The sequence below is a fragment of the Chitinophaga sp. Ak27 genome (assembly GCF_012726295.1).
Taxonomy (GTDB): Bacteria; Bacteroidota; Bacteroidia; order Chitinophagales; family Chitinophagaceae; genus Chitinophaga.
This window is the reverse complement of record NZ_JABAOB010000005.1, coordinates 172,126-198,129: the sequence shown is the minus strand read 5'-3', so window position 1 is coordinate 198,129 and position 26,004 is coordinate 172,126. Positions and strand designations below refer to the sequence as shown.

Annotated in this window: 21 protein-coding genes; 14 read left to right on the top strand and 7 right to left on the bottom strand. The window is 45.5% G+C overall.

Annotated elements, in window-relative coordinates:
- The first annotated feature begins 32 nt into the window (after positions 1-32).
- The 5 genes from HGH90_RS18165 to HGH90_RS18145 are packed head-to-tail and all read left to right on the top strand — an operon-like array spanning position 33 to position 3,415.
- Positions 33-671, top strand: a complete 639-nt coding sequence (locus HGH90_RS18165) for a hypothetical protein (protein ID WP_168766602.1) — start codon at positions 33-35, stop codon at positions 669-671.
- Between the two features lie 8 nt (positions 672-679).
- On the top strand, positions 680-976 hold the full coding sequence (locus HGH90_RS18160) for a winged helix-turn-helix domain-containing protein (RefSeq protein WP_145662984.1): 297 nt from the start codon (positions 680-682) through the stop codon (positions 974-976).
- Positions 977-1,029: 53 nt separating this feature from the next.
- Entirely contained in the window at positions 1,030-2,355 is a 1,326-nt protein-coding gene (gene creD, locus HGH90_RS18155) for a cell envelope integrity protein CreD (RefSeq protein WP_168766603.1), read from the top strand.
- Positions 2,356-2,363: 8 nt separating this feature from the next.
- Complete coding sequence (locus tag HGH90_RS18150) at positions 2,364-2,726, top strand: diacylglycerol kinase family protein (RefSeq protein WP_168766604.1); 363 nt, start codon at positions 2,364-2,366, stop codon at positions 2,724-2,726.
- Between the two features lie 17 nt (positions 2,727-2,743).
- Complete coding sequence (locus HGH90_RS18145; protein ID WP_168766605.1) at positions 2,744-3,415, top strand: DUF1361 domain-containing protein; 672 nt, start codon at positions 2,744-2,746, stop codon at positions 3,413-3,415.
- A gap of 75 nt (positions 3,416-3,490) precedes the next feature.
- On the opposite strand, the gene HGH90_RS18140 is transcribed toward HGH90_RS18145, so the two are convergent.
- Entirely contained in the window at positions 3,491-6,919 is a 3,429-nt protein-coding gene (locus HGH90_RS18140) for a hypothetical protein (protein ID WP_169191674.1), read from the bottom strand.
- A gap of 61 nt (positions 6,920-6,980) precedes the next feature.
- Here HGH90_RS18140 and HGH90_RS18135 point away from each other — a divergent pair, with 61 nt between their 5' ends.
- Positions 6,981-7,622, top strand: coding sequence for an MBL fold metallo-hydrolase (locus tag HGH90_RS18135; protein ID WP_168738604.1), 642 nt, complete (start codon positions 6,981-6,983; stop codon positions 7,620-7,622).
- 1 nt (position 7,623) lies between these two features.
- Here the strand turns inward: HGH90_RS18135 and HGH90_RS18130 are convergent, their stop codons facing one another.
- The 3 genes from HGH90_RS18130 to HGH90_RS18120 form a co-directional block, all read right to left on the bottom strand.
- Positions 7,624-9,159 carry a polysaccharide biosynthesis C-terminal domain-containing protein gene (locus HGH90_RS18130; RefSeq protein WP_168766608.1) on the bottom strand — a complete coding sequence of 512 codons (1,536 nt, stop codon included), beginning with the start codon at positions 9,157-9,159 and terminating at the stop codon, positions 7,624-7,626.
- A 71-nt stretch (positions 9,160-9,230) separates the two neighbouring features.
- Positions 9,231-9,629, bottom strand: coding sequence for an alternative ribosome rescue aminoacyl-tRNA hydrolase ArfB (arfB, locus tag HGH90_RS18125; protein ID WP_168766609.1), 399 nt, complete (start codon positions 9,627-9,629; stop codon positions 9,231-9,233).
- A gap of 162 nt (positions 9,630-9,791) precedes the next feature.
- Positions 9,792-10,265 carry a hypothetical protein gene (locus HGH90_RS18120; protein WP_169191673.1) on the bottom strand — a complete coding sequence of 158 codons (474 nt, stop codon included), beginning with the start codon at positions 10,263-10,265 and terminating at the stop codon, positions 9,792-9,794.
- A gap of 93 nt (positions 10,266-10,358) precedes the next feature.
- Here HGH90_RS18120 and dtd point away from each other — a divergent pair, with 93 nt between their 5' ends.
- The 4 genes from dtd to HGH90_RS18100 all read left to right on the top strand — a co-directional run bounded on the left by dtd (position 10,359) and on the right by HGH90_RS18100 (position 13,672).
- Positions 10,359-10,811 carry a D-aminoacyl-tRNA deacylase gene (gene dtd, locus HGH90_RS18115; RefSeq protein ID WP_169191672.1) on the top strand — a complete coding sequence of 151 codons (453 nt, stop codon included), beginning with the start codon at positions 10,359-10,361 and terminating at the stop codon, positions 10,809-10,811.
- Between the two features lie 39 nt (positions 10,812-10,850).
- Positions 10,851-11,180, top strand: coding sequence for a nucleotide pyrophosphohydrolase (locus tag HGH90_RS18110; protein ID WP_168738608.1), 330 nt, complete (start codon positions 10,851-10,853; stop codon positions 11,178-11,180).
- A 41-nt stretch (positions 11,181-11,221) separates the two neighbouring features.
- Positions 11,222-12,163 (top strand): YihY/virulence factor BrkB family protein, encoded by a 942-nt coding sequence (locus tag HGH90_RS18105; RefSeq protein WP_168766612.1) that lies wholly within the window; start codon positions 11,222-11,224, stop codon positions 12,161-12,163.
- Positions 12,164-12,244: 81 nt separating this feature from the next.
- Positions 12,245-13,672, top strand: coding sequence for a glycine--tRNA ligase (locus HGH90_RS18100; RefSeq protein ID WP_169191671.1), 1,428 nt, complete (start codon positions 12,245-12,247; stop codon positions 13,670-13,672).
- Positions 13,673-13,786: 114 nt separating this feature from the next.
- Here the strand turns inward: HGH90_RS18100 and HGH90_RS18095 are convergent, their stop codons facing one another.
- Positions 13,787-14,506, bottom strand: coding sequence for a ferredoxin--NADP reductase (locus HGH90_RS18095; protein WP_168766614.1), 720 nt, complete (start codon positions 14,504-14,506; stop codon positions 13,787-13,789).
- A 144-nt stretch (positions 14,507-14,650) separates the two neighbouring features.
- Between HGH90_RS18095 and mfd the strand changes: the two genes are divergently transcribed.
- Entirely contained in the window at positions 14,651-18,028 is a 3,378-nt protein-coding gene (gene mfd / locus HGH90_RS18090) for a transcription-repair coupling factor (RefSeq protein WP_168766615.1), read from the top strand.
- Between the two features lie 186 nt (positions 18,029-18,214).
- On the top strand, positions 18,215-18,916 hold the full coding sequence (locus HGH90_RS18085; protein WP_168766616.1) for an SIMPL domain-containing protein: 702 nt from the start codon (positions 18,215-18,217) through the stop codon (positions 18,914-18,916).
- A gap of 79 nt (positions 18,917-18,995) precedes the next feature.
- On the opposite strand, the gene HGH90_RS18080 is transcribed toward HGH90_RS18085, so the two are convergent.
- A complete protein-coding gene (locus HGH90_RS18080) occupies positions 18,996-22,235 on the bottom strand; it encodes a carboxypeptidase regulatory-like domain-containing protein (protein ID WP_169191670.1) in 3,240 nt (1,079 codons plus the stop codon).
- Positions 22,236-22,546: 311 nt separating this feature from the next.
- Entirely contained in the window at positions 22,547-23,005 is a 459-nt protein-coding gene (locus HGH90_RS18075; protein WP_169191669.1) for a hypothetical protein, read from the bottom strand.
- Positions 23,006-23,394: 389 nt separating this feature from the next.
- Here HGH90_RS18075 and HGH90_RS18070 point away from each other — a divergent pair, with 389 nt between their 5' ends.
- Together HGH90_RS18070 and HGH90_RS18065 are read left to right on the top strand one after the other, a co-directional pair.
- Positions 23,395-24,723 (top strand): ATP-binding protein, encoded by a 1,329-nt coding sequence (locus HGH90_RS18070; RefSeq protein ID WP_168766619.1) that lies wholly within the window; start codon positions 23,395-23,397, stop codon positions 24,721-24,723.
- A 6-nt stretch (positions 24,724-24,729) separates the two neighbouring features.
- Positions 24,730-25,950 carry a tetratricopeptide repeat protein gene (locus tag HGH90_RS18065; protein ID WP_168766620.1) on the top strand — a complete coding sequence of 407 codons (1,221 nt, stop codon included), beginning with the start codon at positions 24,730-24,732 and terminating at the stop codon, positions 25,948-25,950.
- Positions 25,951-26,004: the final 54 nt, after the last annotated feature.

Here is a 26,004-nt window from a genome sequence, read left to right as displayed (position 1 = left end):
TTTTAACTTTGTAATGCAAAGTACTTTTTTGTATGACAGACCAACAACATCTGCAGGCATTAACAGATATTAAGCGAATGATGGAGCGGAGCAGCCGTTTCATTTCGCTGAGTGGATTAAGTGGCATTACCGCCGGTATCAGTGGATTAATTGGGGCTTTTATAGCCAAAATCTGGCTGGATGAGTACTATCAGCAGTGGAATGTAACAGGGGTGCATAGCGGTGCGGATTTCCAGCTGCTTAAATTCCGGTTGACGGCATTGGGGGCGGCTGTATTGGCAGCGGCGCTGGCAGGAGGTACTTTCTTTACCTGGCGTAAGGCACGGCAGAATAATTTGTCCATATGGGACCTGACGGCACGTAAAGTATTGATAAACATTGCTATTCCGCTGGGGGCAGGCGGTGCATTTATTGCCGGCCTTTTATATAATAACCTGGAAGTATTGGTAGCACCTACCTGCCTGGTGTTTTACGGGCTGGCTATTATCAACGCCAGCAAGTATACGTTGCCGGATGTGCGCTACCTGGGTATTTGCGAAACGATATTGGGTATACTTAATCTTTTCTTTTTGAGGAAAGGCCTTTACTTTTGGGCGGTAGGTTTTGGGCTACTGCACATCATTTATGGGGCATTGATGTGGTGGAAATATGAACGGAAAAGGACTATTTAATCAATAGCATGAACCCGATAGGTAATTTAAATAAGATATTCGAAAGCCGTATACGCCTTGGCGTTATGAGCGTATTGATGGTGAATGAGGAAGTAAATTTCAATGACCTCAAACAAATGCTGGAAGTCACGGATGGCAACCTGGCCTCCCACCTCAATACCCTGGAAGAAAATGGCTATTTGAAGGTGCATAAGGGGTTTATTGGCCGTAAAACCAATACTACCTATGCTATCACGGCAGCTGGGGAAAAAGCTTTCAAAGGCCACCTCGCAGCCCTGGAACACATGATCAAATTCACTAAATAAATTTTTTTTGCCTTTTTACTTTGAAATACAAAGTACTTTTTAAAACTGACAACATGGAATCCTCAACACATGAACCTACATTCACCGAGCGTTATGCCTACGCCATCAAAGGCATTATCATTGTGGTACTCCTGCTGGTACTATTAATTCCCACGGCAATGATACAGTCCCTTATATGGGAACGCCGCGACCGGCAGGAGGAAGCCACCAAAGAAGTGAGTGAACGATGGGGAAGCGAACAAAATATCACTGGTCCGGTGCTGGCCGTCCCCTACAAAGCCGATGCTTCCAACCCACCTGCCTATGTGTACTTGTTGCCCGAAAGTCTTAAAATCAACGGGGAATTGCTCCCGGAAAAATTGCAACGGGGTATTTTCAATGTAGCCGTGTATAATGCTAAGCTTCAGCTGAGCGGCACTTTTAGCAGGGATGTACTGGCATCGCTGCAAGTCTCTCCTTCCGCCTTAGATTGGGAACATGCATCGTTGCTCATTGGTGTAAGCGATTTACATGGCATTGGAAACCAGGTACAAATGAAGTGGAATGGAAGATCCTACCTGTTTAACCCGGGATTAACCAGTACCGACCTGTTTGAAAGCGGTATCCAATCACCTGTGTCTATTAACCTCGCAGATACCAGTGCCTTAAATGGCAGTTTCTCCCTGGAACTGGGCATAAAGGGCTCCGGCAGGATTAGTTTCTCTCCCGTAGGAAAAACAACCCAGGTGGGGATTAACTCCAGCTGGACTAACCCCAGTTTCGATGAGGCTTTCCCACCCCAAACCCGGCGGGTGGATGACAAAGGATTTGCCGCCACCTGGCAGGTACAGCACCTGAACCGCAATTATCCCCAATGCTGGGAAGGCAAAAAATTTAACATCCACTCAGCCGATTTTGGTATTAAGCTCTTCCTGCCAGCCGAAAGCTACCAGAAGTCAATGCGGGCAGTGAAATATGCGGCATTGATCATCGGGTTAACTTTCTTTGTCTTTTATTTTATTGAATTGTCACAGCGCCGCGCCCTTCATCCATTGCAATATTTCCTCATAGGATTAGCCCTTTGTATTTTTTATACCCTGCTCATATCTATTTCAGAACAAATTAACTTTATGATAGCATATATCATCACCAGCATACTCACTATAGGTCTGATTATTGCGTATACGGCAGCTGCATTCAAAAGCACCCGTATTGCTGCTGGCATAGGTGGCGCACTAGCTATGCTCTACGGATTTATTTATGTGATTATCAGCGCAGAAGATCAGGCATTATTAATGGGTAGCTTAGGACTCTTTGTCATCCTTGCTTTAATCATGTACTTCAGTACCACTATTAAATGGGATAAGTTAGGGCAAAGAACCATCGTAAATAAACAATAAAACGGAATATGGAAAATTCTTATATCAGCAAACGGATCGCCAGCTTCGGATACGCGTGGAACGGTATCGTTGCTTTTGTTCGCAGTGAGCCACACGCACGCATTCATGTACTGGCTACTATTGTGGTAGTGGCGGCCGCTTGCTGGTATAGGATCACAGCGCCGGAATGGATATGGACCATACTGGCAATAGCGTTGGTATGGACAACCGAAATGCTCAATACAGTAGTGGAAAAAATGATGGACCATCTCTCGCCCCAACTACATCCCCACGTAAAATTTATTAAGGATGTTGCTGCAGGCGCCGTACTGGTGGCCGCCATTGCCGCTGCGATTATAGGGGCTGTCATATTTATTCCTCATATCTTTTAATGATAAAACTTAACCATATGCAATTGAAGAGAAGAATCCGAGTATTACAATACCGCATTGGCCGGTCCCGGTCGCAGTATACGTTATATGCTTCTGTCCTGTTTAGCCTGGCGCTGCTCCTTTTTCGTATTATACATTCCGGTAGCTATCTGAGAGCTTCCCTCGTTTGGAACCTGTTCCTGGCCTATGTGCCGTTTGCAGTTACCCGCTGGATGGAAAAACACCCGGAGCAGATACAAAACCGGTATAACTGGTATGGCTGCTTCATTGTATGGCTGCTGTTTATTCCCAATGCTCCCTACATATTAACAGACCTGTTTCATCTTTTTGATGGCGGTGTGCCGCTCTGGTTCGACCTGTTCGTCATTTTTTCTTTTGCCTGGAATGGGATGATGCTGGGATATATGTCTATCCGCAGCATGGAGAAAATGTGGAGCGAGCGTCATTCCCGCTGGCCTGCCTGGTTGTTTACTTTCCCGGTAATGTTCCTTTGCGGCATGGGCGTATATATTGGCCGCTTCCTCCGCTACAATAGCTGGGATATTGTAAAAGACCCCCTTACTTTATTGGGCGATATGGGAGATATTTTCCTGCATCCATGGGAGAACCGCCATGCCTGGGCTTTTACTATATGTATGGGCATTTTCCTGAGCTTAATGTATCCATTGGTAAAGAAGCCAGCTGTTTAACTGCTTCCTGGTAACCTCATAAAAAAAGCTGCGGATATCGTATCCGCAGCTTTTTTTATGAAGATGTATGATGGTTTAAAAATCTACTCCCATCCCAAAGTACCAGATTGGGCTGCCTCTGAAGAAGGCAACTGCGGGCCAGCCTGCATCTGCACGAAGGAAATAGCCTGCAATGGTAGTACGGGCGCCGAATCCATAACCGCCTACAAAGGGGCCGAGGAAACCTTCTTTCACCCGGGTAACTACGCTACCGTCACTATTGGGATAGTTGCCGTAATTGGCGTCTTTAAACGACAGTTTTCCATTCCAGGCGGTACCTATATCTATAAACGAAGTTACCTGGAAGTTACGCAGGAAAGCAGAGTTGATCGGCTTGTCGATGAAGGTAGAAAATACCGGCAAACGCAACTCTGTATTCAGCAACATCACATTGTTACCATTCCTGGCGTTTTGTTTATAACCACGGAGGTTTTCAGCCAGGGTCTGATACGCGTAATTAGCGCTGCTATTTACCTTGTTGCTGGTATTGATCTGCGGATTTAACCAGTTGTCTACACCACCCAGGTAATACAACAACTTGCGTGAGCCCCACGACATATCCATGGCGAAACGGGTAGCCCAGATAAAGTTGCGGTAAATCTTTTCATAATGGCGGATGTCCACACCCATGTTATACGTAAACCTTCCTTTACCGGCGGGAGTGCTGCTATTAAATAATTCATTGAGACCGCCATTAGTAAGTTGGGCATTGGTTTCTCCATAAATTTTATAACGGGTACCATTCCAGATATTGATGGCCGGGTTGATGGTATTATCGTACACATATTCCAGTCGCGCCAACGCGTAGGTTTCTTTAAAGTCGGGCGACATGGCCGCTTCCTTATTTTCGGTCTGCACCACCAGCCTGTCGGTACGTATACCAGCAGATAAGCGGATACTTCTTACCTGGTCAAAAGGATACCTTACTTCACCCTGGTAGATGTTGGTGATCATTTTGGTATGAACAAAAGCGGAGTCGTTTCCTTGCTGATCCGGAATAATGAAGCCGTTGTTCTTATCCACTTTACGGTAGTAAGTGAATTTATAGTCAAAACGTTTTTTCAGGTAGCTGGTGCTGAAGAAGTATTCGGATCCTTGCAGGGAGGATGGAATACGGAACCCTCCGTTAAACTTCAGGTCTTCAAACAGGTCGCTTACGCCTATACGAATTAATCCGTTTACCGGGTCGGTCAGGCGAATAGGTCCGCCGGGCTGACCGGTGAAAGGCTGATATTTATTGATCAGCACAGAGTTATCCAGTTGTAGGATCAGGTAATCTGATGCAAACTTGAACTTATACGGGAAGAGTTTTGATTTCTTCAAGATGGGCTCATCCGCCGCGGCTTTGGGTTTGCCAAACAGCGAAGGTTCGCCGTTGGCTGTTTCATTGCCTGTTGGAGCATTTACAATGGTATCTGCCGGTTCATTGGCAAATTCATTTTGGAAGAAGTTAGGATGTGAGCTGGTATCTTTCGAAGGCGCCTGCAGCGTTGGAAAGCCTAAACGCAGGCTGTCGGCATGCATCTGGGATCTCCGGAAGTTGGTGGGTCTTGCGTTGATATTTCTTTTCTTTAAGGCTATTGTGTCTACTTTCAGCTTCATCAGGCGTTTGATATCGGCATACTGTACTACTTCTGATACTTCACCCTTTTCGCCGGTAACGCGCGATTCCTGGATACCATAAGGGTAATTGGAAATCGGGAAGCTGTAGGTGGAGTCTTTGGTAATCATAACTGCTTCCACAGAATCCGGTGCGGTAGTGCCATAGGCAGCCAATGCCGAGTCCAGCTCTTCAGGCTCAGGATTATGAAGGATTTCAGAGCCTACATAAAACAGGGAGTCCACACCTGCTGCCTGGGACTTAAAGAAACCGGCATAACGGTTACGGATACCGTTAGCATCGGATACAAAGGTGAAGTGCGTGGTATTGTATTGCATAGGCAGCCTGGCGTTGCCATACTGCAGATCGGTCAATTGGGTAATTTGTTTATCGGAGCTTCTGTTCCAGTTGTCCACCATGAAGATGTTGAAAGGGCGGTTCATCAGCGAGGTGTCGCTACCCCGGCCTTTAGGAGAAGGCCTGTTGGAGGAATAAATGATGCCGCTTTTACCAGGGAATGCGGCAAAGGCCGGATCCAGGTCGTCATATACATCGTTGGTGATCTGTTCTGTTTTTGAATTACTGATGCTATAGGTGAAAATGTCGGTGTGACCATTTTTTACGGCCGACAGTAACAGGGTATTTTCCTGTACCGGCATATATTTAAAATCGATGACACGGTCAAACTGATTGAGCTCCTGGCGTATAGTGATGCGGGTAATGAGGTCGTACACCATTAATTTGGTTTTGCCTTCATGCTCGTAGATCACTGCCAGGCGGTTACCTTTGGTATTCCAGGCCATCTGCGGGTAGTTAGGATCTACCTGGTTGGCCAGCTGCATAACACCGCTCTTCAGCAATACTTTGGGTTTATTCCAGCCCTGTTGTATTTCTACGCGGTATACGCCTTTTTTGAACTCTACCACTGCGTAGGACGTATTTACCGGGTTGGGATTAAACCTGTAAAACTCTTTCTTAGGCGTAATTTCCTGGGCGACAATCGTGCGGCCTTTGGCAGAAGTTTTCCTTCGGCGGTTATCTTCCTGGAATCTTTTCTGAAAAAATACGAAGAAGTCCTGGGTAGCTTTTTTAGGTGTTTGGTTCAATACCTGCTCAAAACCTTTTTTGAGCCCCCGGTTGATACGGGTAATATACATCAGGTAAGGCACGGCATCTTTACCATATTTGCTTTCCACGTAATACCAGAACGCCTGGCCGGCCAGCAGGGAGTGGTCGTAGGCCAGTGCATTGAAGTTACTGTATTTACCTGACATAAGGATCAGCTTCAGGTCTTCATCTTGTTTGGCCGTCCAGTTTTCGGCGGCGTAGCCAATAAAACCATCGGTAAACCATTTAGGGAAGTCGATCAGGGCTGCATTTCCGGCAAATTCGCCAATATCTTCCCCAAATAACAAGGTTTCGAGCATAATACGGGCAATCCCCTGCCGGATCTGGCGCCGGAGATTTTCGTGGTTACCGTCGAAATACACAATCATCTTGTTACCTACCAGCTTGGTAACCCCGCCTGTATTTTGCCATTCAATACCAATTCCGATATTGGACTGCTTCATTTCCCCGAAAGAGTTGTAAACCACAATATTAATGCGCTGCCTGGGGTTGGTTTCCATGAACTGCTCCAGTTGGGGTAATTCCTTTTCGGCTACCTGGGCGGCATACTTACCTAGCTCCAGCCCATTCTGGCTGAAATAAGTGTTGAAATGCCTGCTTTGATAGTATCTCCACTTAAAGTTCTTGAACTGCACTCGATTTTGGCCGAATTCTACTGTATTGGTCTGAGCTTGCGATACTATTGTTCCAAGTAATAGGGTACCGTGGAATAATAACCGGGTAATAAATCTGTTCATACAGAAAGTATTGATAATATTGTGATCTGTTTTAAAATTAGCCTAAAAAAATCGGGTAGCAATGATTGAAATACAACAATTCACTTTCGGACCACTGCAAGAGAACACCTTCCTGCTTATTAACGGTAAAAAGGAATGTATAATTATAGATCCCGGATGTTATTTTCAGGACGAAAGAAAAGAATTATTACAATATATACAAACGCATGGCTTAAATGTTATAAGATTATTGAATACGCACTGCCACTTTGATCATATATTCGGAAATAAGCTGGTATCGGACACGTATAAACTCCGGCCGGAGTTTCACGAGCTGGAGCAACCTATCCTGGATAATTCTCAGCGGGCAGGCGCCATGTACAACATCCCATTTGAACCTTCCCCCCAGGCCGGCCGTTACCTGGTAGAAGGAGAAAAGATCCTTTTCGGTACCGATGAAATCACTGTATTGTTTACTCCTGGCCACTCTCCGGGTAGCGTGTCCTTCTATTGCCCCAGCCAGCAGTTCGTGATTGGAGGCGATGTGTTGTTTTTCCAGAGCATTGGCCGGACCGACCTGCCAGGCGGTAACCATCAGGTGCTGTTACAAAGCATCCGTGAAAAATTATTTGTATTGCCTGATGAGATAAGGGTATTCCCGGGGCATGGGCCTTCTACCACCATTGGTTTTGAAAAGAAACATAATCCGTTCCTGGTAGGCTAGTCTATACTTTAATGTATTTGCCAATTACCGGGAAACGGGCAAACTCCTTCTTCTCCATACGGAAAATAAACCAGGCATATGCTGCAAATAAAGCAGTAGCCACTGCGAGCGGAAGGGGTTTGACAGCATAAACATCTGTGGGAGATAACACCCGCATATTCAGCCAGCTGAATACATAGTAGGTAAGGATAGCTAATCCCACATAGGTAACCAGTTTAGGGAGATGGTAAGGAATAGGGTAATACCGCTGACCCCATACATAGCACACGACCATCTGCACGAAATAACATACCATCGTTGCCAGTGCGGCGCCATAATAACCCATCACCGGTATCCACCAGTAATTGAGCATGAACGCCAGCACAGCGGTGATAATAGTAATCACAGCCCCGGTTTTTGTCCGGTCGGTAAGCTTAAACCAGATGGTGAGGTTATAATATATACCCAGGAACATATTGGCCAGCAGCAAAACCGGCACAATGCGCATGCCCTGGTAGTAGAAAGGCGTACGGAGGAAGGCTTTCCAGATACTCAGGTAAAGACTCACAAACAGGAACATGAAGCAGAGCATGATCACAAACAGCTTCATAATACGGGCGTAAATTTTCCGGGGGTCTCCACTTTCGGCCTGTTTAAAGAAGAAAGGCTCGGCCCCTAACCGGAACGCCTGTATGAACATGGTAATCAATATGGCCAGTTTATAATTGGCGCTGTACAGGGCAATAATCTCTTTTTTGGCTTCCATGTCGTTGCCTGGCAGAAACTGGGGCAAAAACCAGGCTCTGTCAAAGGTTTCGTTCACCATGCCGGCCATTCCCACTATGATCAGCGGAACGGCGTAATGCATCATTTGTTTCCACAGGCCCATGTCGAACTTCCACTCTATTTTCCGTATCTGGGGCAGGAAAAGTACCAGGGTAATGGCACTACCCAGCATACCACTCAGATAAATATAGCCGGTTTGAGCGCTGCCGCCCTGAACATCTGGCAACCAGTGCGCGCCAGAGGCATATAATTTAGGGCATATTACCAGGAAAAATACATTGAAAAAGATGGTGGTAACAATACCGGCTATACGAATCGCCGCATATTTTACCGGCCTGCCCTCCAGCCGTAACTGGGCATAGGGAATGGCTGTGAGCGTATCAATAGCCATTACCATAACGATATAGGTATAAAACGTAGGATGCCCGCTGAGCCCCGCCAGCTCCCCGGCGTAGGAATTAATAATGGGCGATCGCAGGAATAACAGTATCAGCGTAATAATGAAAGTAGAACAGAGCAGCGAAATCGTGGACGTGCCAAGTACATGTGATTTATTCTCCTGTTTGGCAAAACGGAAAAAGGCCGTTTCCATACCATATGTCAGCACAATATTGGCAAACGGGATGTAGGCATATACGTTCGACATCTCCCCAAAAGATGCATGGGTCAGGATAGTCAGATAAAAAGGAGTAAGGAAATAGTTGAGCAGCTTGCTCACAATATTACTCAGCCCATAAAACACGGTTTGTCCTGCCAGTTTCTTGATACTCAATTCCCAGAAATTTTGATGCAAATTACGAATTACGTGTCAGGAAATATCCCAATTCCCGGATCTCCGGCCGGTTATTCAAATCCGCCCCGGCGCTGTTGTTTTTTTTCCGATTGCCGTTTTTTAGACGCGATTCTTTTTTCCCGGGCGGCTTTGGAGGGGCGGGTGGGTACCCGCTTCTTGCGGGGAATCAATGCTTTATTGATGATATCATTCATTTTGGCAATCACCTCCTGCTTATTCCCCAGCTGGGTACGCGCTGTTTGTGACTTCACCTGGAGCAGTCCCTCTGCGTTGATACGGTTGGCCAGCTTCTCCGTCAGCACGGTTTTTTGCGCTTCGGTTAACAAAGCAGATGCCATGATATTGAAATAGCCCTCCACCATCGTTTCCACCTTATTCACGTTTTGCCCTCCGCTACCACCGCTACGGGCCGTGCGAAACGTGATTTCAGTGGTCACATTAATATTCATTTTAGTTTATTTTATAATATAAAAAATTGCTTAGGAAAGGCAATTTATTAAAACTACGGCGAAGATGCCGTTCTTTTTATGTAGAGAGCAGGATGGATGGAGGTATAAAAAGTTGCAGGTGGCGGAAATGGGTAGCCACCTGGCATCGTTTATTTCAGCAGGCTATAGCTTATAAGGGATGAGGTAAATACCTGTGGAGTCTCTGGTAATCGGGGCGGGATTGTCATTCAGCAACACGTCACTCACTAAGGAACCGCAGCAGCCGGCCGATTTCGTTTTTACGTCAACTTTGTATTGTATTGCCTTACCGGGTGTGCCAACACGCAATGACTGCGGCCCGCCTGTCATCATGAAAATCATATAGGCGCGCTTACGAACAGGGTCAATCACCTGCTTTACCCGCACCAAGGTGTCTATCGCTTGGTATTTTACATGGTTTCTCACGCTGTCAAGCGGTATAATTGCATGGTCTCCATAAACCAGGTCATGCCCGGTATTGGGATCCACCAATTTAAAATAAAAGGTGAGCGGACCGTTGTCACATATGATCCCATCACAGGGGCCTTTATCTTTAGAAAGGCTACAGGCAGTAAGAAGGATAACGCTCAAGATAAGCATAGTACAGATACGGGTCATGCGTAATGATTTTGGTGTTATTAAACGTTTGTTCCCGGCAATCTGTTACAGATTTAAACGATTTGCTTAATTTCCGGTCGCAAAAAAGAATTCATGAGGGCAGTTATACAACGCGTCAGTACGGCATCTGTAACGGTAGAGGAAGCGGTAACCGGGCAAATTCAGCAAGGGCTGCTCATCCTGCTGGGGATAGAAGATGCTGACACGCAGGAAGATATCCAGTGGCTGAGCAGCAAAATCGTTAACCTCCGCATATTCAACGACGACAACGGGGTAATGAATTTATCTGTTAAAGATATCCATGGCGATATACTGCTGGTGAGCCAGTTTACCTTGCATGCTTCTACCAGGAAAGGCAACCGGCCTTCGTATATACGTGCCAGTAAGCCGGACGTGGCCATACCATTGTACGAAAAAATGATCGCGCAATTGGAACATGATTTGGGGACTGCTATCCAGCGGGGTATTTTCGGGGCAGATATGAAAGTGTCGCTGCTCAATGATGGCCCTGTTACCATTATTATTGATTCACATAACCGGGAATAAAAGTTCAATCCGTTATCTTTAATAAATAAAATTCAGTCCATGACCATTCAGGAAGCCCAGGAAAAAATTGATAGCTGGATCAACACCACCGGCGTTCGTTACTTCAGTGAACTTACCAACATGGCCATACTTACGGAAGAAGTGGGAGAAGTAGCCCGCATCATGGCCCGCAAATATGGTGATCAGTCGTCAAAAGAAACGGATAATAAAATGTTGCTGGCCGACGAACTGGCGGATGTAATGTGGGTATTGCTCTGTATCGCCAATCAAACCGGCATTGACATGACCGTAGCCCTGGAAAAGAATTTTGAGAAGAAGAATATCCGTGATGCCCAAAGACACCATAATAACCCTAAACTGAAGTCATAGCCCGCACACTTTTTGTGTCTGGTTAAAAAAATACTACTGTAATGCAAAAACCGAGCAGGCTGAAAATTATCTGGCAGGTGCTAAAGCAGTCTGGTAGCGACTTTATAGACGATAAAGTACTTAAACTCAGTGCAGCACTGGCTTACTATACCATCTTTTCTGTAGCCCCCATGCTGATTATCATCATCTTTTTATGCGATCTCTTCCTGGGAAGGGATGCCATAGAAGGGAATATCTATGGGCAAATACGCGGACTGGTAGGCAACGAAGCCGCCCTGCAAATACAGGCGATGATTAAGAATGCGTCGCTTTCCGGCGATATGAGCTGGGCCACCATCGTAGGGTTTGTAACCCTGGTAATTGGTGCTACCGGCGTTTTCGCGGAAATCCAGGATTCTATCAACTATATCTGGCGGTTGAAATCAAAACCAAAAAAGAATGGGTTGCTGCGGATGATTCTTAACCGGCTCCTCTCCTTCTCCCTGGTAGTCAGCATGGGCTTTATCCTGCTGGTATCGCTGGCAGTAAATGGACTGGTGGAGCTGTTTTCTTCGCTTGTAGTAAAGTTATTGCCGGGAAAGCTAACCTCTGGCATCCTCTTTTCCCTGGCCGACTTTGTAGTGCCTTTTCTCGTTATCACCATGCTTTTCGCCATCATCTTTAAAGTACTGCCCGATGCCCGCATCAAATGGAAAGATGTACGGGTGGGAGCTATTACCACGGCGATCCTGTTTATGTTGGGTAAATTCGCCATCGGATACTACCTCGGCGCCAGCAAGGTGAGCTCCACTTATGGAGCAGCCGGCTCTATTGTAATTATATTGCTATGGGTATACTATTCCGCTGCCATCCTGTATTTTGGAGCGGTATTTACCCGCGTATATGTACAGTATTTCGGCGCCCAGATATACCCTAATGAATATGCGGTCTGGATCAAGCAAATAGAAATTCCCCATGAGCCTACAACCGTGGAAGAAGGATAGATTATTTGCTGTTCATTTCTTTATAAGTTATTTAATAATCGCATACGTATTTTCAAAATTGGCCTTTATCTTTGCGCCACTATGTCTACAGATCAGAATAAATTCCAGGCGATAATTTCGCATTGTAAAGAATATGGTTTCGTTTTTCCGTCCAGCGAAATTTACGATGGACTTAGCGCTGTATATGACTACGGTCAATATGGGGCTGAACTGAAGAAAAACATTAAAGATTACTGGTGGAAAAGCATGACCCAGCTGCATGAAGATATTGTGGGGATCGATGCGGCCATCTTCATGCATCCTACCACCTGGAAGGCATCCGGGCACGTGGATAATTTCAGCGACCCTATGATCGATAACAAGGATAGCAATAAGCGCTACCGGGTAGATCACCTCATAGAAGGATTTGCAGAAACCTTACCCGAAGAAGCCGGCAACGCAATCCTGGCACAAATGGATGAACTGCTGAAAGAAAATGACTTCGCGGGGCTCAAAGCATTAATTGAGAATAATAAAATAAAATGCGGCATCAGCGGTACTGTTAACTGGACGGACGTCCGCCAGTTTAACCTGATGTTCTCTACCCAGCTGGGTAGCGTTACCGACGAAGCCAACGAAATATACCTACGCCCGGAAACTGCCCAGGGTATTTTCGTAAACTTCCTCAACGTGCAGAAAACAGGTAGAATGAAAGTACCTTTCGGTATTGCACAAATTGGTAAGGCCTTCAGAAATGAAATTGTAGCCCGTCAGTTTATTTTCCGTATGCGCGAATTTGAGCAAATGGAAATGCAATTCTTTGTACGCCCTGGCACACAGAAAGAATGGTACGAGATATGGAAAGAAGAGCGTATGCAATGGCACCTGAGCCTGGGCACCGATCCTGCTAAATACCATTTCAAAGATCACGTGAAATTAGCGCACTACGCCGATGCAGCCGTGGATATTGAATATGAATTCCCATTCGGTTTCAAAGAAGTGGAAGGTATACACTCCCGTGGCGATTTTGACCTGAAGCAACACCAGGAATACAGCAAGAAGAAAATTCAGTACTTCGATACAGAAATCAATCAGAACTATGTACCCTACGTGATAGAAACTTCTATCGGACTGGATCGTATGTTCCTGCTCACTATCTGTAATGCTTATGCAGAAGAAGACCTGAGCACTGCAGATAAACAGGATAGCCGCGTGGTATTACGCCTCCCGGCTAAATTAGCTCCTATCAAACTGGCTATCTTCCCCCTTACCAAAAAAGATGGTTTACCGGAAGTTGCCCGGGCGCTGATGAATGAATGTAAGTCAGCTTTCCATTGCTTCTATGAAGAAAAAGATGCCATTGGAAGACGTTATCGCCGCCAGGATGCCATTGGCACGCCGTTCTGTGTAACGATCGATCACCAGACTAAAGAAGACGGCATGGTTACCATCCGTTACCGCGATAGCATGGAGCAGGAACGTATCCCGCTCACTGCCGTAAAACAATTAGTACTGGATAAGATCCAGTAGTAACTTATCAGGGCTATGACTGTTTTGGTAGGTAATACTACCATTGTCATAGCCCTTTTTATGTCCGGTATGCGCGTTGTTTGCTACGCCTGGGTGGGAATTGAGAAGCCGCTTTTAGCCATATAACTCCTGGTGTATATCGTGCCGGTCATAGCCCATGGCCTGTATACGTTGTTTGGCCTCGTCTATCATGGCTTTCCAGCCGCACAGGAAAAAGTTGGCAGGGCGTTTATCCTGGAGCATTTCCTCGTAAATAGTGTGTACATAGCCTTTCCGGCCGGCCCAGTTTTCCTCGCGCGATAAAGTAGGGATATAATTAAAGCCAGGAAGTTCCTGCGCCAGCTGCTTCATTTCTTCTGCATATAGCAGGTCATGTGCATACCGGACGCCAAAAATGAGATGAATGGGCTGATGTGGCACCGCGTGTTCATGGATATAGCGGGCCATCGACCGGAATGGAGCAATGCCGGTTCCGGTACAAATCAGGAATAATTCCTTATCTAACGGTTGTGGTAGTACGAAAACTCCCTGCGGCCCTCTCAGTAACAATTCGCTGCCTACTTTTATTTCGTTAAACAGGTAGGTACTCCCCGCTCCTCCTTCCAGCAATACGATCACCAGTTCAATTGTATTGGTACCATCAGGATGGGAGGCGATAGAATAGCTACGCCAGCGTTTGTTCTTTTTTTCATGTATGGGCAGGTCCAATGTCACAAATTGCCCCGGTTTGAAGTCGAACCGGTCCATATCCGGCACCTGTATCCAAAAGCGACGGGTATTGTGGGTTTCGTCTACCAGTTTTGTAACGATGCCAGTGTGCCAGAGGTCCAACATGGGGATTGCGTTTTTGGTCCTTATGAATATAGTTAAATTTTTGCATTTTATTTAGCTGTCCGGCGCCTATTTAGGGCCGGCGATTCAAATATCTCCCCCATCAAATATCAAAATCGGTAAATCTTCTTTACCTTTGCATTCTTCATGAATTTACAGGCCGTATTACAACTATTTCAACGTGATGCTCGCCTGCAGACGCTGGTGAAGGGGATACAATCACCCACCCCACAATACTTTCAGCTTTCTTCCATCAGTGGAAGTGCAATAAACTTTGTGGCAGTAAGCACCTGGGCGCATGCAGATGCGAACCATCTCTTCATCTTAAACGATAAAGAGGAGGCAGCCTATTTCCATAACGACCTGGAACAACTCAGCCAGGCACTCGATATCTTCTATTTCCCGGACTCTTTCAAGAAAGCAGGTCAGTTTCACGAAATTAACAGCAGCCACAGTATGCTGCGTACGGAGGCACTCATGAAGCTTTCCGGCGATACCGTCCGTAAAAAGATACTGGTTACCTACCCGGAAGCCCTCTGGGAAAAAGTAGCGGGCAACAAAGCCTTCAATGCCAACATGGTGCAGCTGAAGGTAGGCGATGTGCTGAAAGTAGATCCATTGCTGGATCAGCTGGTATCCTGGGGATTCCATGCCACCGATTTTGTGTATGAACCCGGACAGTATGCCGTAAGAGGAGGTATCCTCGATATCTACTCTTTTGGCAACGAGAAACCTTATCGTATTGAATTATTTGGAGAAGATATCGACTCTATACGTCTGTTTGATCCGGAATCCCAGCTGAGTGAACGCAAGCTTACCCAGGTGACCCTGATCGCCAACATGGACACCCATGGCTCCGCCACCGACCATGGAAAAATGTCGCTTTCTTCCTTTTTACCAGACAACACCGTTGTATGGATCAAAGATCCCGCCTATGTACAGGGTGTCATTGAACAGATGGAACAGCGCCTGGACGATTTCCTGCTCACCGGCCAGAAAGTAAGGATTGACGAAGATGAGGAAATGGTGCTGAAAGAAGACGACTTCGTGAAAGCCGCTCCCCTGCTGCAACAACTCTTACAAAAACCTACCATCGTTTTTGGTAGCAAAGACTGGTTGACGGAACAGGGACACACGCCTACAATTATTACTTTTGATACCCAGGAACAACCAGTGTTTAATCGCCAGTTTGACCTGTTGATCAAAGACCTGGGCAAACATAACAGCAATAAATATTCGCTCTTTATATTCGCTGATAACCCCCGCCAGCTCGAACGCCTGCGGAGTATCTTCGAAGACCTCAAAGCCGATTTCGTATTCTTTCCCATCCCCGTAGCCATCAGCAGCGGCTTTATCGACCACTCGCTGAAACTGGTTTGTTATACGGATCACCAGATTTTCCAACGTTTCCACAAATACAAAGTAAAGCAAGCCTACAACAAGAATAAGGCAATTACCATGAAAACCTTGCGGGAACTGCAATCGGGCGACTTTGTAACGCATATCGACCATGGCGTGGGGATGTATAGTGGCTTGCAAAAGATTGAGGTGGGCGGTAAAATGCAGGAAGCCATCCGCATTATTTACAAAAACAACGACCTGTTGTACGTAAATATCAACTCCCTGCACAAAATCAGTAAATATACCGGTAAAGAAGGCGTAGAACCTAAAGTGAACAAACTGGGCAGCGATGCCTGGGATAAACTGAAAGAAAAGGCCAAAACGCAGGTAAAAGATATTGCCAAAGACCTGATACAGCTATATGCTGTGCGCAAGGCCCAGCAAGGATTTGCACATACGCCGGATACATATCTGCAAACAGAACTGGAAGCATCTTTCATTTATGAAGATACCCCGGATCAAAGTAAGGCCACTGCCGATGTAAAACGCGACATGGAATCGCCGGCGCCTATGGACAGGCTGGTATGTGGTGATGTGGGCTTCGGTAAAACAGAAGTGGCTATCCGCGCTGCATTTAAATCTATTGTAGATGGTAAACAGGCCGCCGTACTGGTACCCACTACCATCCTGGCGTTCCAGCACTACAAAACATTTGCAGACCGTCTCAAAGATTTCCCCTGCACAGTTGACTACCTCAACAGGTTTAAATCTTCCAAAGAGAAAAAAGAAACGCTCAAACGTTTAGAGGAAGGTAAGATAGATATTATCATCGGTACGCATGCCTTGCTGAGCAAGGATGTGAAGTTCAAAGACCTGGGCGTACTGGTGGTGGACGAAGAACAAAAATTCGGCGTTTCTGCCAAAGAGAAGCTGAAACAACTGAAGCAGAACGTAGATACCCTCACACTAACTGCAACGCCTATACCAAGAACGCTGCAATTCTCGCTGATGGGCGCCCGCGACCTTTCTGTGATTAATACACCGCCACCTAACCGGCAGGCGATTGAAACAGAAGTGCAGGTATTTAACCAGGACCTCATCCGCGATGCCATTTATTTCGAAACAGAAAGAGGTGGTCAGGTGTATTTTATCCATAACCGGGTAAAAGGGCTGAAAGAAATGGCGGGTCTCATTCAGGGGCTTTGCCCCGATCTGTCGATCGCTACGGCGCATGGACAACTCGAAGGACATCAGCTGGAAGAAGTTATCCTCGACTTTATAGACCGTAAATACGATGTGTTGGTATGTACCAACATCGTAGAAAGCGGGGTAGATATTCCCAACGCCAACACCATCATCATTAATAATGCGCACCATTTTGGGTTGAGTGACCTGCACCAGTTACGTGGCCGCGTAGGACGTAGTAATAAGAAAGCATTCTGTTATCTGCTGGCACCTCCTATGAGTACACTGACTTCCGACAGTCGTAAACGCCTGCAAACACTTGAACAACACAGTGAGCTGGGAAGCGGCTTCCAGATTGCCATGCGCGACCTGGATATACGTGGCGCCGGCAACCTGCTGGGTGGAGAACAAAGCGGCTTCATGGCAGAAATAGGCTTCGATATGTACCAGAAAATCCTGGATGAAGCCATCCGCGAACTGAAACAAAATGAATTCCGCGACTTGTTTAAAGATCAGCTGGAGCAAAAGAAAGACTTTGTCAGCGACTGTACCATCGATACCGACCTGGAAATACTCATCCCTGATACTTATATAGAAAGTATCCAGGAACGTTTAAACCTCTACCAGGAATTAGATAATACGATGGAGGAAGGCAAACTGCAAGCCTTTGCCAATGAACTCGTTGACCGCTTTGGACCTATGCCGGATCCGGTAAAAGATCTGCTCACCACTATTCGCTGCCGTTGGATGGCCATACAACTGGGCTTCGAGAAGATGATGCTGAAAGAAGAAAACCTGCGTTGCTATTTTATCAATAACCCCGATTCTCCTTATTTTGAATCGCCTACATTCAACCATATTTTAACGTATATCCAAACCCGTACAAACAACGCCAAACTCAAGCAAGTGGGCAAAAACTTCATGCTGGTGGCTTCCCGTATACGTAATATGAATGATTTACACGACTTCCTCAAAGCAATGACGGACAGCCGTCAATAGTTTCCTGTAACATTATTATATCATAATCGTTTCATTTATATAGTGAAATGTATGATGCTATTTTTGTAAATGTGCATTAACAAAATTTTAAGAAGTGCTATTATGAAATCGCTTTCATCTGCAGCATCATGATGGCGTACTTAACAACAAACAATATTTTTTTAAACAATAGAAAAACATCGACACATGAAAAAGGTAATGTTATTAGCAGCGGGATTATTTTTTGCTTTGGGCGGCGCTTTTGCTCAGCAGGCAGATAAACAACCAGTAAAGAAAATAGAAGTCAATGGAACTTCTGAAATGGAAATAACACCCGACGAAATTTATTTCAACATCTCATTGCGTGAATACATGAAAGGCAAGAATAAAGTAGACATCTCTACTTTAGAGAAACAATTACAAAAAGCCGTTTCAGATGCGGGCATTCCCAAAAGCGACCTTACCGTAGAAAATGTGTATGGCAACAACTTCGAGGTATTTCGTAAAAAGAAAGATCCGGCAGAGTTTATGGCGCGTAAGCAATATCGCCTTAAATTAACTAAGCTCGACAAAATCAATGATATCCTGGGAGCAGTAGACGCAGAAGGTATTGAAAACACCAGGATTGCATCTTTCTCTTCCAGCAAAATGGAAGCTTACCGCAAGGAAGTGAAAATTAAAGCCTTGCAGGCCGCAAAAGATAAGGCAGAATATATGCTGGCAGCTATCGGTAATAAAGTAGATGGTGTCATCGAAATCCAGGAAATGAATACGGATAACTATTCCGATGTTCGGCCGGTAATGTACATGGCTAAATCCAATATGGCCGGTGAAGAAGCCGCTTCAGATGTGGAAGTAAAAACTATTAAGATCCGCGCAGAAGTAAGAGCAGTATTCGGTATTAAATAAACAGTCGCACAACATAAAAGAGAAAGCCCCCCGCAGATGTCTGCAGGGGGCTTTCTCTTTTATGTTGTGTAGGTTTCTCTTAGAAAGAGTATCTCAGACCCAGCTGCATCTGGTGACGTGATGCGAAGAAGTCTTTTGAATAAGGAGCTCCTGGCTGAGAGAAAGTATAGATAGGATAGTTGTCAGCAGACTTCTTACCAGTTGGGTTCAGACCAATGTTAGCAGAGGAGTTGAACGTGTTTGGTGAGAAGTACTGGATACCCCAGTTCTTGTTCAGCAGGTTGGTAACATTCACGATATCGTAAGTGAGTGTCAGGGTGTGCAGTTGTTTGCCGGCTTTGAAGTTGAAGTCCTGGCTGAAGCGGAAGTCGGCTTGTGTATTCCATGGAGTACGGCCACCGTTACGTTCAGTGAATTCACCTTTACGGCCATTCAGGTATTTATCGCTGCTTACATAGTTCATGAAGGCAGTAGCCTGTTCAGCGGCAGTTTTGCCACCAGCGATATCAGCGAAGAATTTGGTTGCTTCAGTTACATCTTTTGGAATGTAAGCGAGTGACAGCTGCTGCGGCGTGTTCTGGAGCTGTACGCTGGTATTGATGATACCATAGCTATAAGGTAAGCCGGAAGAGGTATTGAAGAAGGCAGAGAAGTTAGATACCCATTTGCCTTTAGTACCCCAATCTTGTTTGTAGCTAACGGTAGCAACGATACGGTGACGAACGTCGAAGTTAGAGTAAGCCAGTACCGGGTTGTTTGGATTTAAAGCCTGGTTCAGCTGCCAGTTAGACTCCATGGAGTTACGGATACCGTTGGTGATGTCTTTAGCTTGTCCGTAAGTATACGCTGCCATTGCATTCAAACCGAATGGGAATGATTTGGAGATCTGGGCAGTGATGCTGTAACGGTAGCCTTTGTCGGTGTTAGACAGCAGGTAAGCGTTAGTGTATAAAGGATTGATTTTAGAGCCAGAGTAGATTGGCTGTTGTTTATTTACATCGTAAGCATAGTAAGTAGGATTATCTACCAGGTTCACTTGTTGGAACATCAGGTCTTTAATCACTTTAGTATAGATACCTTCGATGCTGAATTTCCACATGTCTTTAGTGGTATAATCCAGGGCCAGGCTACTTCTCCATACCTGTGGCATTTTGAAGTTGTTGTCGATCATATCTACCTGGGTAGCACCGGAAGCGCTGGTATTAGCACCGTTCTGCGCAGCGAAATCAGCGATACCATTTGGAGATGGTTTAGCAGCAGGCAGCGGCGTATTTACGAATGGTTTGCTGGAAGCTTTCTGGTCGTAAGCACCGTAAGTAACACCATTATTATAATAAGCATAACCGATCCATGCAAAAGGAATACGACCGGTGAAGAGGCCCGTACCACCACGTAATACCAGGCTGTTGTCACCTTTAATGTCGTAGTTAAATCCTAAACGGGGAGAGATCTGTACGTTATTCAGGAAGTCATTTTTGATATCCTTAGGCTTAGTGTAAGTGTAGGTAGTTCCGTAGTTAGGATCTTCTGGTGCTTTGATTGTTTTATCACTCAGCGGTTGTTTGTTAGGAATACCAGTGTAGTCTAAACGGATACCCGGAGTGATTTTGAAACGATCTGTCAGCTGGATTTCATCCTGTCCGTATAAGCTCAGCAGGTTTGCTTTGAACTGTGCGGGAGGATTAGACATAATATAATCACGGGAATTGTTGGTGTAGTTGTAGTTACCACGAACACGGCTAGGATTGTTGGCCAGGAAGTCCTCAATGCTGTTGTAGTCCAGACGGCCATTCCAGGAGTTCACAAAACCGTAGGTAATGTTATAGAACTCGTTGTGTGTACCTAAAGTGATAGTATGGTTTCCTTTAAATAAGGTAACGTTATCAGTAATTTCAAATGTTTTTTGCTTCATGTTGAAGATACTGGCTTCACGGTCAGTACCCAGGAATATAGTAGTACCGCTGGTTCTACCTTTAATCTGGATCTGTGGTACAGCCGGGTCAGACAGTGGATCTCTGTAGTCATGTACATTAGAGTAGCCCAGGATCAAGCTGTTGGCTAATGTGCTGCTGAAGTTACTTTTCAGTTCTGCTACAGTAGATGACTGGTTATTTACCTGTTTGAAGTCGATGCCTTTGAAACGGAAGTTCTGTTGGTCACGCTCCAGGTTGGTAGCTTCGGAAGTGATAGTATTGTTACGGATAGACAGCTGGTGTTTATCATTGATGTGCCAGTCTAACCTGTTGAAGAATTTATTGGAATTGGAATAGATGCTGGTGTTACCTGCGGTACCTGCGTCTACGCCATAGCTTTTCATTAAAGCGGTGATATCAGCAGCATCTTTTTCGGTTAAGATGCCACCACCATCAGCAGAACCTGCGGCAAGGATTACCGGGTCTACACGACGGGTGATTTCTTCGTTGGTGAAGAAGAACAGCTTATTCTTAATGATAGGGAAACCTAAACGGATACCTGTTTGATATTCGTGGAAATCGCTTGGTAATTTAGAACCATCACCGGCGTTGTTTTTACCGATCATGGAAGCGTTACGGCCATAACCATAAATGGAGCCGTGTACTTCGTTGGTACCGCTGCGGGTTACAGCGTTTACGCTACCTCCGAGGAAGTTACCTACTTTCACGTCAAATGGAGCCAGTAATACCTGTACATCCTGGATCGCATCGAGAGATACGGGGTTAGTACGAGTGCTGCTACCTGGCTGGCCGCTGGTGTTGCTCTGTCCACCGAGGGAAGGGCTAAAGCCGATCGCGTCGTTGTTGATCGCACCATCCAGGGTTACGTTGTTGTAACGGTAGTTGGTACCCAGGAAGGAGTTGTTGTTGCTCTGCGGAGTCACTTTCGTTAAATCCTGAAGGCTACGGCTCAGGGTAGGCAAGGTTTTAATTTGCTCCTGGCCAATTTTGGTACCACCTGCTTTAGATCCGCCGGCAGTACCGGTTACTACTACTTCGCTCAGTGCAGTAGATTCTTCCTGCAGTTTAAAGTTGTAGTTGGTGGTTCCCAGCGGAAGGTTCACATCCGCTTTTACTTCTTTTTTATAACCAATGAATGAAACTGTAATAGTATAAGGACCGCCTGGGTTCAGGTTAGGCAGTATGTAGCGGCCATCGGTGTTAGTTTGTACACCGGATTTTGCGCCAGTGCCGTTATTCACGATAACGACGGTAACGCCAGGAATTGCCTGTCCACCTGCATCGGCTACTTTACCCGATATAACAGAAGTGGTGACCTGCGCCTGCGCGTTGTTGACAAAAATGATTACAATAAAGCTAGCTAGTAGCGTAAAGAATGATTTCATAAACTCTGGTAAGTATTTACAGGTGCAAAGGAAACAGTCTAAAACAACCAGAATGTTAACAGATTATTACGGAATTGTTAAGGACTGCATAAAGCAAGCTTAAAAACGCCAATTTTTGTGTTTTATGGTTAAAATAATATCAGTTTTATAGTCTAATTTAACTTTAATGTTAACACTGCGAAAAAAAGGGGGTATAAATTATTTGTTAACTGAGGGTAAACAATAAACATATTTAATATAACATTAACGAATATACGAATAAGGCCCCGCCTCAAAAGGCAGGGCCAGCTAAACTCATCTAAAAATAATGCTTAATAAATTTCGACTTTAAAAGTCCCGTCCGTTAAAGGTTTTTCGATATCACCATTTGTTAATACACCGGAGAAGTTGCCCTCCGCATGCTTACTATTAATGCTCGTTATATTTATTTTGATAGTCTTGCTCACATAACCTACTGCTTTCTGCTGTATATCCATCAGCGTCATTTCTGCTCCTGCCTCATACGAACCCACCCGGATGCTATCGGGAAAAGTAACCATCAGTTCCATATGGTAACCAAAATTATTGGTAACACCGTCTACTACCAGCGTTTTTTTGCCAGCCTCAATGGTGTCTGTCAAATATCCCTCAGTAGAATTGGAGTGATAACTGATCGTATCAAGTTTAAAAGTGAAAATGCTGGAGGGTGCCAGGTCGGTTTTCTTGTTACAAGCGCTCAGACCCAGTCCTACGATGGCAATAGTGGCTGCCAATAATAATTTTATACGCATTACGTAAGTTTTTCGGCATGCCGTCTTTCAAGACTTAACCAGTGCCGGCCGCCGGTTAAGCGGCCAGCGATAATTTAAATTAACATAGGATACTGGTCAATACTGTTGGCATAGGGATAATGTGAATGCAATATATGTTAAAAAAAATGAATTAAATAAATTATATATGGATATGGTGTTAATCTATTGTGCTGTCATCTGGTTATCTGCATGTTGTAGCTGGATATTTTTTTCAGTAGCACCAATTGCAGTGGTGAAAACGCCGGAAGGAGATCTTTTTAACCCGGCCGGGAAGCCAGGGAAGTAATGAAAATACTATAATTAACAATTTTTTTGTACCCGAAATGCGTATTATTACGGGGTTACTGAACTTTCAATTAAAGCACATCATGTCATCGGAAGTAATTAAACAATTGCAGGAGGCGGTACAGTTTTCGCCGGAGAATGTGCCTTTACGTATGCACCTCGCACAGGTACTGCTACAGGATTATGAATATACAGCAGCGGAAGAGCAATATAGAAAAGTGCTGGAGTTATCATCGTCTAATACTGCCGCACAACTGGGATTAGCGCGGACATTCTATCACCAGCAAAAATACTCAGCGGCTATTGTAGTATTGGAACAGTTGGAACATCGGGAACCGGATCATTTCGATGCGCTCCTGCTGCACTGCCGTATCCTCGTGAAGGAGCAGTCCATGCAGCCCGCGAAAGAAATATATCAACACCTGCTGGAAATAAACCCCGGCTTTCGCGATGAAGCCCTGGACAGCCTTTTCAGGGTCGCCCAGCCTTCCCCCGCATCATTCAGTGGAGAGGAAGACGAGGAAGAAGACGTGGAGAACCTGTTTATGCTGGAAAAGCCTGAGATCAACTTTTCTGATGTAGGTGGTATGGAAAGAGAGAAACAGGAAATAGACCTGAAAATCATTAAGCCCCTGCAATTCCCGGATCTCTATAAAGCCTATGGCAAAAAAGCCGGAGGCGGTATCTTATTATATGGTCCTCCCGGTTGTGGTAAAACTTACCTGGCTAAAGCTACTGCCGGACAAATACAGGCTGAATTCATTAATGTAGGCATACACGATGTATTGGACATGTGGGTAGGCACCAGCGAAAAGAACCTGCATAGCCTGTTTGAACTCGCAAGACAAAGTAAGCCCTGTGTGTTATTTTTTGATGAGGTAGATGCCCTGGGCGCCAACCGGTCGGCATTACGCCAAACAGGCGCTACTCATATCATTAACCAGTTCCTGGCAGAAATGGACGGCATCGCAGCCAGCAATGAAAATATACTCATCATTGGCGCTACCAACGCCCCCTGGAGCCTCGACCCGGCATTCCGCCGTCCTGGCCGCTTCGACAGAATTATTTTCGTGGCGCCACCGGAAACAGGTGGACGGGAAGAAATTCTGAAACTCCAACTAAAAAACAAACCGGTAGCCGACATTGACTACTCTGCCATTGCCAAAGCCACTGCCGGCTACTCCGGAGCGGATCTCAAAGCGATTGTAGATATAGCTACCGAAGAAAAATTGTTGGAAGCATTGCAGAAAGGTGTACCACAGCCTATCACACAGAAAGAATTACTAAAAGCCGCTAAAATACACAAGCCTACCACCAAGGAATGGTTTAATACCGCTCGTAACTATGCGCTGTATTCCAATGAAACCGGTCTTTATGATGATGTACTGAAATACCTGGATATTAAGAAATAACGTTTTATGGCTGTATTAATTCAGCGCGCTCAGATTTTGGTTCAGCAGGGCCGCTTCGAAGATGCCTTTACCGCCCTTCGCCAACACCTCAGTACCAATGCTCATGATACAGATGCACTTTTCCTCCTGGCGGTATGTTACCTGGAAACAGGAAATGATACAGAAGCCGCACAGGTAGCCAGCAATACCCTCAGCTTTGCGCCTTATGATGAACGTTTCCTGTACCTGCTGGCAAGGATAGCCCTGATGAAAAATCAATATAATGAAGCTATCAGGGCCATCAGTGGTGCAGTCGCCATCAACCCGCATCATGCAGATTATTTTGCTATCTGGAGCCAGATCCTGCTGTCGAAAAAAGACTACGAAGCTGCACTACAAAAGGCGGAAGAAGGGCTTGCCGTGAATCCGGAAAATGAAGCCTGCCTCAACCTCCGCTCTCACGCCCTGTTTAGCCTGGGTAAAAAGGAAGAAGCCTTCTCCAATTTGCATGAAGCACTGGAGCACAACCCGGAAAATGCCTACACACACGCCAACCTTGGCTGGAAATGGTTGGAAGCCGGCAATCACCGTAAAGCACTGGAACATTTCAGGGAATCACTGAAGATAGATCCCAACAACGATTGGGCGCGTAATGGTATGGTACAGGCTATGAAAGCCAGGTACTGGCTGTACCGGCAGTTCCTCAATTATGCATTCTTTATGGGGCGACAAAAAGCCCGTACGCAATGGATGATCATCGCCGCCCTTTTTATCCTGACGCAAATTGCCAGCAGGGTGTTCTTCCCTGTATATGTACTCCTGGCGTTGCTGGCCATTTCTACCTGGCTTATTACCCCGGTTAGTAACCTGTTTCTCCGCCTTAATCCATACGGAAGATATGCCCTCAGCCCGGAACAAACACAAGTATCCACTATTGTAGGCATACTCCTCGCTATAGCATTGCTTGCTGCCGGGGCCTTTTGGATCACTAATTTGCCAGGTCTGCTGGCGCTATGCCTTTGTACAGGTGTAATGCTCTTGCCAGCAGCAGGTATTTACATGCCACAGAGCCCAAAGAACCGCCGCATTGTAAAATGGTATACCCTTGGACTTGCCGCTATAGCAGTGGCTGGTATAGCCTACGCGTTCGTGACCAAAGAAGCTTTTAATATATTCGTGACCGTTATGCTGATAGGCGTATTCGGTTACCAGTTTTTAGCGAATTATATTTTGACGAAAGAAGGATAGGAAAAATTTTTCAGTGCCGCAGCAGCAACATAAAAAACATTTTCATTTTTCTAA

What these genes read in the sequence shown, in the direction of transcription:
- mfd (WP_168766615.1), top strand. Translation starts at nt 14,651, where the DNA reads ATGAATTTACAGGCCGTATTACAACTATTTCAACGTGATGCTCGCCTG.
- HGH90_RS18085 (WP_168766616.1), top strand. Translation starts at nt 18,215, where the DNA reads ATGAAAAAGGTAATGTTATTAGCAGCGGGATTATTTTTTGCTTTGGGC.
- HGH90_RS18135 (WP_168738604.1), top strand. Translation starts at nt 6,981, where the DNA reads ATGATTGAAATACAACAATTCACTTTCGGACCACTGCAAGAGAACACC.
- HGH90_RS18075 (WP_169191669.1), bottom strand. Translation starts at nt 23,005, where the DNA reads ATGCGTATAAAATTATTATTGGCAGCCACTATTGCCATCGTAGGACTG.
- HGH90_RS18095 (WP_168766614.1), bottom strand. Translation starts at nt 14,506, where the DNA reads ATGTTGGACCTCTGGCACACTGGCATCGTTACAAAACTGGTAGACGAA.
- HGH90_RS18100 (WP_169191671.1), top strand. Translation starts at nt 12,245, where the DNA reads ATGTCTACAGATCAGAATAAATTCCAGGCGATAATTTCGCATTGTAAA.
- HGH90_RS18105 (WP_168766612.1), top strand. Translation starts at nt 11,222, where the DNA reads ATGCAAAAACCGAGCAGGCTGAAAATTATCTGGCAGGTGCTAAAGCAG.
- HGH90_RS18165 (WP_168766602.1), top strand. Translation starts at nt 33, where the DNA reads ATGACAGACCAACAACATCTGCAGGCATTAACAGATATTAAGCGAATG.
- creD (WP_168766603.1), top strand. Translation starts at nt 1,030, where the DNA reads ATGGAATCCTCAACACATGAACCTACATTCACCGAGCGTTATGCCTAC.
- HGH90_RS18070 (WP_168766619.1), top strand. Translation starts at nt 23,395, where the DNA reads ATGTCATCGGAAGTAATTAAACAATTGCAGGAGGCGGTACAGTTTTCG.
- HGH90_RS18110 (WP_168738608.1), top strand. Translation starts at nt 10,851, where the DNA reads ATGACCATTCAGGAAGCCCAGGAAAAAATTGATAGCTGGATCAACACC.
- HGH90_RS18065 (WP_168766620.1), top strand. Translation starts at nt 24,730, where the DNA reads ATGGCTGTATTAATTCAGCGCGCTCAGATTTTGGTTCAGCAGGGCCGC.
- HGH90_RS18120 (WP_169191673.1), bottom strand. Translation starts at nt 10,265, where the DNA reads ATGACCCGTATCTGTACTATGCTTATCTTGAGCGTTATCCTTCTTACT.
- HGH90_RS18145 (WP_168766605.1), top strand. Translation starts at nt 2,744, where the DNA reads ATGCAATTGAAGAGAAGAATCCGAGTATTACAATACCGCATTGGCCGG.
- HGH90_RS18150 (WP_168766604.1), top strand. Translation starts at nt 2,364, where the DNA reads ATGGAAAATTCTTATATCAGCAAACGGATCGCCAGCTTCGGATACGCG.
- HGH90_RS18140 (WP_169191674.1), bottom strand. Translation starts at nt 6,919, where the DNA reads ATGAACAGATTTATTACCCGGTTATTATTCCACGGTACCCTATTACTT.
- HGH90_RS18080 (WP_169191670.1), bottom strand. Translation starts at nt 22,235, where the DNA reads ATGAAATCATTCTTTACGCTACTAGCTAGCTTTATTGTAATCATTTTT.
- HGH90_RS18160 (WP_145662984.1), top strand. Translation starts at nt 680, where the DNA reads ATGAACCCGATAGGTAATTTAAATAAGATATTCGAAAGCCGTATACGC.
- dtd (WP_169191672.1), top strand. Translation starts at nt 10,359, where the DNA reads ATGAGGGCAGTTATACAACGCGTCAGTACGGCATCTGTAACGGTAGAG.
- arfB (WP_168766609.1), bottom strand. Translation starts at nt 9,629, where the DNA reads ATGAATATTAATGTGACCACTGAAATCACGTTTCGCACGGCCCGTAGC.